Source organism: Aromatoleum toluolicum, from assembly GCF_012911005.2.
Lineage (GTDB): Bacteria > Pseudomonadota > Gammaproteobacteria > Burkholderiales > Rhodocyclaceae > Aromatoleum > Aromatoleum toluolicum.
The window spans coordinates 60,699-72,578 of the sequence record NZ_WTVS01000013.1 but is presented as its reverse complement, the minus strand read 5'-3'; the positions used below and the strand labels follow the sequence as shown (position 1 = coordinate 72,578).

Annotated in this window: 11 protein-coding genes; 6 read left to right on the top strand and 5 right to left on the bottom strand. The window is 66.8% G+C overall.

Features of this window, described 5'->3' with window-relative positions; translation table 11 throughout:
* Positions 1-51 precede the first annotated feature (51 nt).
* The 3 genes from ppsR to msrB are packed head-to-tail and all read left to right on the top strand — an operon-like array spanning position 52 to position 2,546.
* Positions 52-885 carry a posphoenolpyruvate synthetase regulatory kinase/phosphorylase PpsR gene (gene ppsR / locus GPA27_RS08280; RefSeq protein ID WP_169139388.1) on the top strand — a complete coding sequence of 278 codons (834 nt, stop codon included), beginning with the start codon at positions 52-54 and terminating at the stop codon, positions 883-885.
* 39 nt (positions 886-924) lie between these two features.
* Positions 925-2,094, top strand: a complete 1,170-nt coding sequence (locus tag GPA27_RS08275; protein WP_169139386.1) for a DUF2863 family protein — start codon at positions 925-927, stop codon at positions 2,092-2,094.
* A gap of 35 nt (positions 2,095-2,129) precedes the next feature.
* Positions 2,130-2,546, top strand: a complete 417-nt coding sequence (gene msrB, locus GPA27_RS08270) for a peptide-methionine (R)-S-oxide reductase MsrB (protein ID WP_169139384.1) — start codon at positions 2,130-2,132, stop codon at positions 2,544-2,546.
* A 25-nt stretch (positions 2,547-2,571) separates the two neighbouring features.
* Here the strand turns inward: msrB and GPA27_RS08265 are convergent, their stop codons facing one another.
* From GPA27_RS08265 to GPA27_RS08255, 3 genes are read right to left on the bottom strand one after another with little or no spacing between them, the layout of a single operon-like run.
* A complete protein-coding gene (locus GPA27_RS08265) occupies positions 2,572-3,255 on the bottom strand; it encodes a DUF599 domain-containing protein (RefSeq protein WP_169139382.1) in 684 nt (227 codons plus the stop codon).
* A 28-nt stretch (positions 3,256-3,283) separates the two neighbouring features.
* Positions 3,284-4,222: an alpha/beta fold hydrolase gene (locus tag GPA27_RS08260; RefSeq protein WP_169139379.1), complete on the bottom strand. Its 939-nt coding sequence runs from the start codon at positions 4,220-4,222 to the stop codon at positions 3,284-3,286.
* 53 nt (positions 4,223-4,275) lie between these two features.
* Complete coding sequence (locus GPA27_RS08255; RefSeq protein WP_169139377.1) at positions 4,276-6,621, bottom strand: DNA internalization-related competence protein ComEC/Rec2; 2,346 nt, start codon at positions 6,619-6,621, stop codon at positions 4,276-4,278.
* A 103-nt stretch (positions 6,622-6,724) separates the two neighbouring features.
* On the opposite strand from GPA27_RS08255, the gene GPA27_RS08250 reads away from it, so the two are divergent.
* Positions 6,725-7,273 carry a DUF2062 domain-containing protein gene (locus tag GPA27_RS08250; RefSeq protein WP_169139375.1) on the top strand — a complete coding sequence of 183 codons (549 nt, stop codon included), beginning with the start codon at positions 6,725-6,727 and terminating at the stop codon, positions 7,271-7,273.
* 30 nt (positions 7,274-7,303) lie between these two features.
* Here GPA27_RS08250 and lolD read toward each other — a convergent pair whose 3' ends face one another.
* Both lolD and GPA27_RS08240 read right to left on the bottom strand, forming a co-directional pair.
* Positions 7,304-7,990, bottom strand: coding sequence for a lipoprotein-releasing ABC transporter ATP-binding protein LolD (gene lolD, locus GPA27_RS08245; RefSeq protein ID WP_169139373.1), 687 nt, complete (start codon positions 7,988-7,990; stop codon positions 7,304-7,306).
* Positions 7,983-9,236, bottom strand: a complete 1,254-nt coding sequence (locus tag GPA27_RS08240; protein ID WP_169139371.1) for a lipoprotein-releasing ABC transporter permease subunit — start codon at positions 9,234-9,236, stop codon at positions 7,983-7,985. Before GPA27_RS08240 ends, lolD begins: the two co-directional genes overlap by 8 nt.
* Positions 9,237-9,491: 255 nt before the next feature.
* Between GPA27_RS08240 and GPA27_RS08235 the strand changes: the two genes are divergently transcribed.
* Positions 9,492-11,171, top strand: a complete 1,680-nt coding sequence (locus tag GPA27_RS08235; protein ID WP_169139369.1) for an L-lactate permease — start codon at positions 9,492-9,494, stop codon at positions 11,169-11,171.
* An 86-nt stretch (positions 11,172-11,257) separates the two neighbouring features.
* A complete protein-coding gene (locus GPA27_RS08230; RefSeq protein WP_169139367.1) occupies positions 11,258-11,725 on the top strand; it encodes a universal stress protein in 468 nt (155 codons plus the stop codon).
* Positions 11,726-11,880: the final 155 nt, after the last annotated feature.

Below are 11,880 nucleotides of genomic sequence, written 5' to 3'. Positions count from 1 at the left end.
GCTTTGCCGCACGGCAGGTTTTCCCCTATATCACGATCTTCGGCCACAGTCATGAGCGAAAACCCCACCCGGACCGTATTCTTCATCTCCGACGGCACAGGCATCACGGCCGAAACCCTGGGCCACAGCCTGCTCGCGCAGTTTCCGGATGCGAACCTGCGTCAGGTCCGCATACCGTTCGTGGACGATCTCGACAAGGCGCTCGACGCCGCCCGCCAGATCCGCGAGGCGCGCGAGGCCGATGGCGTGCGCCCGATCGTCTTCAGCACCCTGGTCAATCCGCAGCCCGAGAGCGGCTTGCTCGACGCCGATGCACTTTTCGTAGACCTGTTCGACCAGTTCATCGTGCCGCTCGAAGCGGAACTCGGCCAGCGCTCGACCCACACCGTCGGACGCTTTCACGGCATCGCCGAAAGCCAGGACTACAAGGCGCGCATCGAGGCGATCAACTTCGCCATGGCGCACGATGACGGCATCTCGTCGGACGGCGAACTCGCTGACGCGGACGTGATCCTCGTTGGCGTGTCGCGCTCCGGCAAGACGCCGACCAGCCTCTATCTGGCGATGCAATTCGGCGTAAAGGCCGCGAACTACCCCCTCATCCCCGAGGACTTCGAGCGCAACAAACTGCCCGGCGAACTGCACCGCCACCGCGCCAAGCTGTTCGGGCTTACGATCGCGGCAGAACGTCTGTCGCAGATCCGCCAGGAGCGCCGCCCGAACAGCCGTTACGCAGCGATCGAGAACTGCCGCTTCGAGATCGACGCCGCGCAGAAGCTGATGCGACGCGAGAACATCCCCTGGCTGGACTCGACGACGAAATCGATCGAGGAGATTTCGGCTACCATCCTCCAGGCCGTGAGGCTCAACAAGCCTGCGTACTGAGCTACGCGGGCGCTGCAACATCCCCAAACAGGAATTTCCATGAAGAGACCCCGTCAAAAACGCCGCGGTGGTTTGGGCCGCGACGCCGAAAACCTGATCTGGCTCGCAACGGGCCTGGCCGAGTCCGGCAGCCGTGCCGAGGACCGTTACTGGGACAGGCTGCTGTGCGACAGCCTCGACCGCATCCTCGAGGAAGGCGGCGAGGACACCCTGAACGCCGCGCTCGATCATCTCTACGCCGCCGATGCACGCGCGTACGACGAACTCGCGGACTACATCGAGTCGCGCGCGGAGAGCGCGTCCGGTGTTTCCCAGGATCACGACATCCTGCTCATCGCCGCACCGGTGCTGGCGTGGTCGCGCTACCGCATTCCATCGAACACCATTACCGCGGCAGTGCTGGCGAACCTGCGGGTGCATCTGCAGGCGCACGTGCTCGCCGACAAGGTGAAACTGGCGCTGGCCGATTTCCTCTTCAGCCCCGACCAGCTGCCGCAGGGTTACTGCGCGACCGCAGCCTTCGCTGCCGAGCTCGGGCGTGCGGCGGTCGCAGGGAAGGATCTGCACATCGACACCGAAGGCATGCCCGAAACGGCGCAATTCCTGTCCGACACCCGCTATCTGCTGGCGGCAATTGCAGTGCCGAAAGGCGAGGCGCTGTTCGCCTGGCAGCAAGCCGACCGCACGCGCGAACAATCCATGACGCAGTGGCGCATGCAGGGCGGCGCATGCCTGACCCCGTTACTGCCCGGCTGTGCGATGGAAGTCGTGCTGCCGGAAGCGTACTTTGCCGCCAGCCGCCAGGCCGACAAGGACAGCCGCCCGTATGCGATCCGCGCGTCCGTGGCGTTCCTAGGCGCAGAGCTGGATACGCCCGCCGCGAACGTCCGCGCCGTCATCGCGCCGTTCTACGACCGCGAACTCGAGGAATACCGCGTCGGACTGACGATGCGCGGCAAGGAAGAGGTCGTTCACGGCGTCGTGTGGCCGCTGCTGGGCGCGGAAGATGAAACGACCGACTCGCACGCCGAGATCGAGGCCGTGCTGCGCGACTGCGGCGTCACCGAAATCGTGAACCTCGAGCACCGTTTTCCGCTCGAATACTGCGACGACTGCGGCGCACCGCTCTACCCTTCGCCAGAGGGCGAAATCGTGCACGCGGAGATGCCTGACGAGCACGGCGAGCAGGCACCCCGCCATCTGCACTGAAATTTGCGCGCGCGGTTCCGACGGAGGAGAAGCAAATGAGCCGCAAGATCGAAAAGACCGACGCCGAGTGGCGCGCGCAACTCTCACCGACGCAATACCAGGTTGCCCGGCAGAAGGGCACCGAGCGTGCCTTCACCGGCGAATACTGGAACTTCTGGGAGAACGGCGAGTACCGCTGCATCTGCTGCGGTGCGCCGCTGTTCGACTCCGAACACAAGTTCGACGCCGGCTGCGGCTGGCCCAGCTTCTGGACCGCGGCTGCGCCGGACAACGTCGACGAGGCGGAAGACCACTCCCACTTCATGCAGCGCACCGAGGTGTTGTGCCGGCAGTGCGGCGCCCATCTCGGACACGTGTTCGAGGATGGACCGGCCCCTACGGGGCTGCGCTACTGCATCAACTCCGCGTCCGTCCGCTTCGATCCCCAGCGCTCGTCCGGGGAAGACGACTGACGCGACCAGGCAGGACGCGCGCCCCTCAGGCGCGGTCGCCGTCGAGCACCACCAGCACCGACGAAGCGAAGTCGCGGCGGTACAGCACCACGACGACCAGGGCGGTCAGGAACAGGAAGAGCCAGGGCTGGATGAACCAGGCGACCGCGGCGAGGCCGAAATAGTAGGCGCGGATGCCGCGATTGAACTCGTCACCGGCCAGCGAGTTCACCATCGCGACGCGCTGCACCATGCGCTCGTGCCCTTCCCCGTCCGGATTCGTCGGACTTGCGCCGATGAGGATCGACAGCATGTTGAACTGGCGCAGCGACCACGTGAACTTGAAGTACGCGACGACGAAGACGGTCAGCAGCAGCAACAGCTTCAGTTCCCCCAGCTCACGTGAGGTCTCGCGCGCGAACGGCAGGTCGGCGGTGAAGCGCATCGCCTGATCGAGTACCCCGAGGACGGCGAGCAGGCCGGCAATGATGTAGATCGTCGTGTTCGCATAAAAGGACACGCTCTGCATCAGGTTTCCCACCAATGCCGCATCGCTTACGCGCATCTCGCGTGCGAGCATCTCGCGCGCCCAGTCGAGCCGGAAGCGATGACTCACCCCCATCAGCCCGCGCTGCGCCCATCGGCTGTTTTCCGAGAGCCAGCCATAGCCCGCCCAGGCCACGAGAAACCAGCCGAGCGCAATCCAGTCGAGTGTCGAGACGCCGCTCATCGGTTCCCCCGCCCCTGCAGCACGCGCCTCATCGTTCCAGCAGGTAGTCGCGCACCAGCGCGATCTGGGCGCGGTCCATCAGCACCGGCGCGTGACCGACGCCGGCGATCTCGGCAAGGCGTGCGCGCGGCCCGGTCTCGCCCATCTGACGGAAAGTCTCGGGCGGGAGCAGGTCGGATTCGGCCCCGCGAATCACGAGCGTGGGGCACTGGATCGCCTTGTACACGTCCCACAGATCGACATCGACCACGACGGGCGCCTCGCGGAAGACGTCGCCCAGCCCCGGGTCATACACCATCGCGAAGCCCCCCTCGACGGGACGCACCGAGTAACGCGTGAGATGCTGCCACTGTTCGTCGGTAAGCGGACCGAAGGGTGCGCTGACCGCACGGATCCACGCCTCGGCTTCCGCCATGCTGGCGAACTTCGGCGCCTTGCCGACGTATTCGCCGATGCGTCGCAGCGAAGTTGCCGTGATCACGGGGCCGACGTCATTGAGCACCAAGCGCGAGATCGGCGTGTGCGGCCTGCTGGCGAGCAGCATGCCGATGATCCCGCCCATAGAGGTGCCGACCCAATGCACCGTGTCGGCATCGAGACGCGCGAGCAGCGTGACCATGTCCGCTACGTACACGGGAAAGCCGTAGTCGGTCTTCACGCCGAGCCAGTCGCTGCGCCCGCGTCCGACGACGTCCGGGCAGACCACGCGGTAATCGTCGGCCAGTGCCTGGGCGAGGAAATCGAAGTCGCGCCCGTTGCGCGTGAGGCCGTGCGCACACACGAGCACCTTGCGGTTCGCCGGCTTGCCCCATTCCGTGTACGCCATGCGGTGGAAACCGTGCGGACCGATGCACTGTACCGACCGTTCGCGCACGCCGTGATACGGCCGTTCGACCACGGCCTCCGCTGCGGGCGAAGGGTACGGTTCCGGTCGCAACAGACGGCGCAGGGAGTCGAGCAGGCTCATCGAATCGAGATCATGGAGGACGGGTGAGTGGCCAAGTGTAGCAGGACGACGGCCTACCGCCCGTACCAGTAACGTCGCGCCAGATCGCGCCAGGACGCGATCTCGACGCCGTGCGCACCGGCATCGACGAGGATCGCGCCCTGCTCGTCCGTGCGCCAGTTCGCCGCCCCGCCCTCCGACCAGCGCTGCAGCACGGTCGGGTGCGGGTGATGGAACTGGTTGAGATAACCCGCCGAGTGGATGGCGGCGCGCGGCGCCACGCCGGCGACAAAGGCATCGCCGGACGACGAGCGGCTCCCGTGGTGCGGCACGACGACGACCGTGCTCGCCAGGGACTCGCCCGCCTGCGCGACCAGGCGCCGCTCGGCGTTGCGTTCGATGTCGCCCGCAAGCAGCACGGAGCCGCCGCGCGAAGCGACCCGCAGCACACAGGACGCATCGTTGTCCGACGTATTGCCGAGTTCCCTTTCGTCCGGATGCAGGATGCGGAATTCCACCCCGTCCCAGGACCAGCCGTCGCCCGCGAGGCACGGGCGCGTTGCCCGCGGCGGCCGCGCGTCCGCGGGAACCGCGAAGTTCGCCATGACCTCGCCCACCTCGACGCCGGCGAGCACCGACACCATGCCGCCCGCATGGTCGAGATCGTCGTGCGAGACGACGAGCCGGTCGACCCGCCGGACACCGGCAGCGCCCAGATATGGGACGAGCACTCGCATCCCGGCATCGCCGCCCTGGCGGTAGGCCGGTCCGGTGTCGTAAACGAGCTCGTGGCGGGCAGTACGGACGTGCACGGCGGTACCCTGCCCGACATCCAGCACGACCATGCGGAACGCGCCGTACACGGGCCGCTCGGGCACCCACGCGAGCATCGGCAGCATCGCCAACGCCCCCGCCGCGCGCGCCGGCGTGCCGCGCGGGAGCATCAGCCAGGCGACGCCGGCAAGCGCCGCGGCCGCCAGCACGCCCGGCGGCGCAGCCTGTGACCACATCGCGAACGGCAGGGCCGACAGCCATTCGAGGAACACCATGAGCACGCCGAAGAGCCCATGCGCCAGCTCCAGCAGCCCCTTGAAGGGCAGGACGATGGCCAGCAGCGTCAACGGTGTGATCACGAAGCTCACGAGCGGAATCGCCAGCGCGTTGGCGAGCGGCGAGACCAGCGAGAAGCCGTTGAACAGGACGACCAACCCCGGGATCATCGCGAGGGTGATGCCGAGCTGGCTCGCCACCGCCGCGCGCCACCCTTTCGCCGCGGCGACGCGCCCGCCGAGCAGGAACATGAGGATCGCGACCGCACCGAAGGACAACCAGAACCCCGCGGCCAGCACCGCCCACGGGTCGAACAGCAGCACGCACAGCAAGGCGAGCGCGAGCACGACGCCGCCGGACGGCGACCGCCCGCCGAGGAGCGCCAGCGCGACTACGGCGATCATGATCAGTGAACGCTGCGTCGGGATGCCCATGCCGGCGAGCACCGCGTAGACCGCTGCCGCGGCGAGCCCGGTGGCCGCGGCGACCTTCATCGCCGGCACCCGCAACAGCCGCCGCTGCGACCGGCGCCATGCCTTGCCGGCCAGCCAGCCCACGAGCAGTCCCACCATCGACACGTGCAGTCCGGAGATGCTGATGAGATGGCTGATACCGGTGTTGCGGAACACCGTCCACTGCCCGTCGGGAATGGCACGCTGGTCGCCCACCGCCAGCGCGACGAGCACCCCGGCGTACTCGGCGCCCGGCAGCGCAGCCAGGAAGCGCGCACGGATCGTGTCACGCAGGCGATGCACGAGCGTTGCCGGGCGCACGACGAACTCGTCGACCCGGATTGGCGGCGGAGACGGACGCACGCTGCCGGTGGCGCGAATGCCGCGCTCGAGCAGTGCCGCCTCGTAATCGAAAAGTTCCGGATTTGCGAGGCCGTGCGGCCGCTTGAGCCGGACCGTAAACTGCCAGCGCTCGCCAGGCCGCAGCGAGGGCACGGCGGGAGTGCCTCCTCCCCGCTCGGCCGCGTACCACGACAGGAGCACGCGTTGCGGCACCGCGGCGGAGGCGTTCTCGACCTGGAATACGAAGCGCACCCCCTGCCCGCCGGGCTCGGGCAGCTCCGCGACGATGCCGGTCAGCTCGACGTCCCGCGCTTCGAGCGCCCTCGGCAGCTCGTCGGCGAGCCGCCACGCGGCCCGCCAGCTCGACCACGCAAACCCGGCGCCCAGCGCGAGCGCGAGGACCAGTGCACGAAACAGGGTCGCGCGCACCACGCCCGACTTGTACCATTGAAACGCGACGGCCCCGCCGACGGTCAAACCGCTCGAAAGAACGGCGAGCCATGCATGCGAGGGCAGCTGCGTCTGGTATTGCGCGCCCCAGACGCCCGCCGCAAACACGAATATTGCAATTTGCATAAGCCGAGATCATGCCCGCGGAGCGAGTTGCGGACAAGCGCGGAAGGCGGCGCGGACCGCTGCGACGCGCAACAATGAACAGGACTTCGACCCCACAGCCAGAATGCGCAAGACGATCAAGCGTTTCCTGCCGAATCACGAATCGGTGCACAGCAACCGTTGGTTGCGCCCGTTCGCCAACTCCCTGCTCCACCCGCGCCTGTGGCACTTGAACCGCCACTCGGCGGCTGGTGCGATCGCGCTGGGTCTCTTCTGCGGACTGATTCCCGGCCCCTTCCAGGCACTCGCCGCTGCGGCCGGATGCGTGCTGTTTCGCGTCAATCTGCCGCTCGCAGTGGTAACCACGCTGTATTCGAACCCGCTCACCATCGTCCCGCTCTACGTGCTCGCATACGGCCTAGGCAGCCGCGTGATGGGCATGAGCACCAACGGTTTCGTGAAGCCGCCGGACTTGGGCGACCTGCATTTCGCGGACTGGCTCGGCGAACTGGTCGGGTGGATGGCCGGGCTGGGCAAGCCGCTTGCCCTGGGCTTGATCCTGCTCGCAGCGATCTTCTCGCTGGCGGGTTACGTCGGCGTCAAGGCAGCCTGGCGGCTATGGCTGATCCGTGCCTGGCATGGCCGCCGCGCGCGGCGCACCTGCGGATCCTGAGCACGCGGTTCGGGAGCGCAGCGCGCCGTTTCAGATCAGCCGCCCGTCCTCGAGACGCAGGGTGCGCTGCGTGCGACGCGCCAGGCCCTCATCGTGCGTGACGATGACGAAGCTGGTCGCGTGCCGCTCGTTGAGACTCAGCATCAGGTCGAAGATCACCTCGGCGGTTTTGCGGTCGAGGTTGCCGGTCGGCTCGTCGGCCAGCACGCAGGCCGGTTGCGTCACCAGCGCACGCGCGATTGCGGCGCGCTGGCGCTCGCCCCCGGAGAGTTCGCCCGGCGTGTGGTCGAGCCGATGGCCGAGCCCGACCTCCTTGAGCATGGCTTCGGCGCGCGCGTCTGCTTCGGTCCGGTCGAGACGCCGGATGTAGAGGGGCATCGCGACATTCTCCAGGGCCGAGAACTCGGGCAGCAGATGATGGAACTGGTACACGAAGCCCAGCCGTTCATTGCGTGCCTCGCCCCGCTCGGCATCCGACATGCGCGAGAACTCGCGTCCCATCAGCTCCACCGAGCCCGCGCCCGGCACGTCCAGCCCGCCCAGCAGATGCAGCAGGGTGCTCTTGCCCGAACCGGACGCCCCCACGATGGACAGCCGCTCGCCGCGCTTCACCTCGAGTGTCACCTCGTGCAGCACGCGCACGGCATCGGCACCCTCGCGGAAGCTCTTGGACAGGCCGCGGCAGGCCAGTACGGTATCGTTCATCGGCTCACTCATAGCGCAGCGCCTCGGCTGGATTCACGCGGCTCGCGCGCCAGCTCGGATACAGGGTCGCAACCAGGGTCAGGACGAAGGACACCGACACGATGGTGACGACGTCCGACGGCAGCACTTTCGACGGCAGCTCGCTGATGTAGTAAACCTCCTTGTTCCACAGCGTCGCGCCGGTCAGCGTCTCGAGCGCGGGGATGATCACGTCGAGGTTGTTGGCCAGCAGCAGGCCGCCGATCACGCCGCCCGCAAGGCCTACGAGTCCGATGATCGCTCCCTGCAGCACGAAGATCGCCATGATGGAACCGGGGCTTGCGCCCAGCGTGCGCAGGATCGCGATGTCCGCGTACTTTTCCTGCACCGCCATCACCAGCGTCGAGACGATGTTGAAGGCCGCGACCGCGACGATCAGGAAGAGGATGATCGTCATCATCGTCTTCTCCAGCGCCACTGCCCGGAAGAAATTCGCGTGGCTGCGCGTCCAGTCGCTGACGGCAAGGTCGGATTCCATCGATCCGACCAGTTCCCGGGCTACGCGCGGCGCGGCGAAGAGGTCGTCGAGCTTGAGACGCACGCCGCTCACTCGCTCGTCCAGCCGGTACAGCACCTGCGCGTCCTGCATGTGCACGAGCGCCAGTCCCGAATCGTATTCGTACATGCCGGCCTCGAAGATGCCGACCACCTCGAACTGCTTGACCCGCGGCAGCACTGCGGCCGGCGTCACGAGCCCCTGCGGCGCGATGAGGGTCACCTTGTCGCCGACCTGCACGCGCAGAGCGAAAGCCAGGTCGCGCCCCAGTACGATGCCGAAGCGTCCGGGCTGCAGCGCGTCGAAACGGCCCGCGCGCATGTAGCGCGCAAAGTCCGCCACCTTCTCCTCGGCGTCCGGGAGCACGCCGCGCACGAGCGTGCCGCGCACCGCCTGCTCGTAGGACAGCATGGCTTGCTCCTGGACATACGGCGCCGCCGCCCGCACATCCGGATGCCGCCCCGCCTCGTCGGCCACTTGCTGCCACGACTCGAGTTCGCCGCCGGGACCGGAAATCTGGATATGCGAGGCGACCCCCAGAATGCGCGTGCGCAACTCTTCCTGGAAACCGTTCATCACTGAGAGCACGACGATCAGCGCCGCGATGCCCAGGCCCGTGCCCAGCATCGACACCAGGGAGATGAAGGAAATGAAGCGATTGCGACCCTGGGCACGTTTTCGCGACCGGGTGTAACGCAGTCCAACCAGTAATTCGTATCGCATTGCTTCGGCCGGAAGCCGCCGGTATTTGTCGGGAAACCCGGCATTGTGCCCTGTGCGTCGCGGAATTGGGAGTTTGCGCATCCCGCGCCCGGCGTCGCCTGCCCGGATCCTTCCAGCGTCAATGCACACGCCATGCGGGTTTCCCCGAACAGGGAATACCCGCGTAGCTTGTCTGACAACTTCTACGTATCGTTCGCGCCGCACCGGGAATTCTGTTCACGGTCCTTCAAACAAATACGACGGGGGCACACGAACGTGGTCTGGCAACAGCTTTACGATCCATTCAACAACATCTGGCTATCCAGCGCAGTCGCGGCGATTCCGGTCGTCGTGATGCTCGTCGGCCTCGGTTTCCTGCACATGAAGGCCCACGTCGCCGCCGCACTGGGCCTGGGCAGCGCACTACTGATCGCGATCTTCGTGTTCGGCATGCCGGCCGCGATGGCAGGCAATGCCACGCTCTACGGCGCCATGTTCGGCCTGCTGCCGATCGGCTGGATCGTGCTCAACATCATCTTCCTGCATCAGCTCACGACCGAGAACGGTTCGTTCAAGGTGCTGCAGCAAAGCCTCACCGGCATCACCGATGACCGCCGCCTGCAGCTGCTGCTGATCGCCTTCAGCTTCGGCGCGTTCTTCGAAGGCGCGGCCGGCTTCGGCACCCCTGTCGCCGTGACCGGCGCGATCCTGATCGGCCTGGGCTTCTCCCCGCTGGCCGCTTCGGGCCTTGCCCTGATCGCGAACACCGCTCCGGTGGCCTACGGCGCGCTCGGCACGCCGGTGATCGCGCTGGCTGCCGTCACAGGCCTCGACCTCCACCAGCTTTCGTCGATGATCGGCCGTCAGCTGCCGTTCTTCTCGCTGCTGGTGCCGTTCTGGCTGATCTGGGCGTTTGCCGGCTTCCGCGGCATGATCCAGATCTGGCCCGCGATCCTCGTGACAGGCGTGTCGTTCGCTGTCCCGCAGTTCCTTGTATCGAACTTCCACGGCCCGTGGCTGGTGGACGTCGTCGCTGCGATCGTCTCGATGGTGACCCTGGTCCTCTTCCTGAAGGTATGGAAACCGAAGAAGGTGTGGACCTCCACCGCCCTGCAAGGCCGCAAGGACGACTCGGCGAGCCAGGTCGCGCAGGAGCCGGTCAAACCCGCATCGAACGTACGCCCCGACCGCCGCGCCATCATCGCGGCCTGGGTACCGTGGATCGTTCTCACCGTTTTCGTGTTCATCTGGGGCATCCCGGACTTCAAGAAGTGGCTGGATACGATCTCGGTCTTCAAGATCCCCTTCACCGGCCTGCACAACCTGATCGAGAAGGTTCCGCCGGTCGTGGCCTCCCCGCACAAGGAAGCGGCGGTGTACACGTTCAACTGGCTGTCCGCCACCGGCAGCGGCATCTTCCTCGCCGCGATCGTCTCCGGTCTGCTGATGAAGTTCAGCCTGGGGCAACTCTTCGGTGTCTACTGGCGCACGATCAAGCTGGTCAAGATGTCCCTGCTGACCATCGTGATCATGCTGGGTCTCGGCTACCTGACCCGCTATTCCGGCCTCGACGCGACGCTGGGCCTCGCCTTCGCGAACACCGGCGCCCTGTACCCGCTGTTCGGCACCCTGCTCGGCTGGCTGGGCGTCGCGCTGACGGGTTCGGACACCGCAGCGAACGTGCTGTTCGGCGGCCTGCAGAAGGTCACGGCGGAACAACTCGGGCTTAACCCGATCCTAATGGCGTCGGCGAACAGCTCCGGCGGCGTCATGGGCAAGATGATCGATGCCCAGTCGATCGTCGTCGCGAGTACCGCCACCCGCTGGTTCGGACATGAAGGCGACATCCTGCGCTACGTGTTCTTCCACTCGATCGCGCTGGCCATCCTCGTCGGTCTGCTGGTGACCCTGCAGGCGTACGTGCCGCCCTTCACCCTGCTGGTGCCGACGCCCTAACGGCGGCGGGCTGCGGCCGGCGCCCCGTTCAGGACGGCGCCGGCCCTGCGCGAAAACCAACCATCCCGTATTCATCGGAGCATCACATGTACAAGAGGATTCTGGTCGCGGTCGATGACAGCGCGACCTCCAACGCCGCCCTGGACGAGGCTATCACGCTCGCCAAGGCTCTCGGTGCAGCCCTGCGCATCGTGCACGTCGCCGACGAGGCGCCCGTGCGCAGCACGGTCGGACTGGAGGCGCTGCTCGATGTCGCGCAGGTCGAGGAAGCCATGCGCAAGGCTGGCAACGCCCTGCTCGAAGCCGCAGTGAAGAAGGCCGCCGACGCGGGTGTGCAGGCCGACTCGGCGCTGCTCGAAAGCGACGACAAGATCGAACTCGCGCACAAGCGCGTCGCCGAATGGATCGTCGAAGGCGCGAACGCCTGGCAGGCGGACGTGATCGTTGCCGGAACGCATGGGCGCCGCGGTTTCGCGCGCTTGTTCGTCGGCAACGTGGCCGAGGATCTGGTTCGCCTCGCCACCACTTCGCTGGTGCTGGTGCGCGGGAAATAAGCCGGACCGGGTGCCGCAAGGGCATCTGCGCTTAGTCCCATTTACGGGCGCCCCGGGGCCATCAGTGATGGTTCCGCGGCGCCCGGATCATTTTCGGGGCTGCTCACCCGGCCAATAGCGAAGCACCGCACACAACCGCCGGGGTCACCAATAAA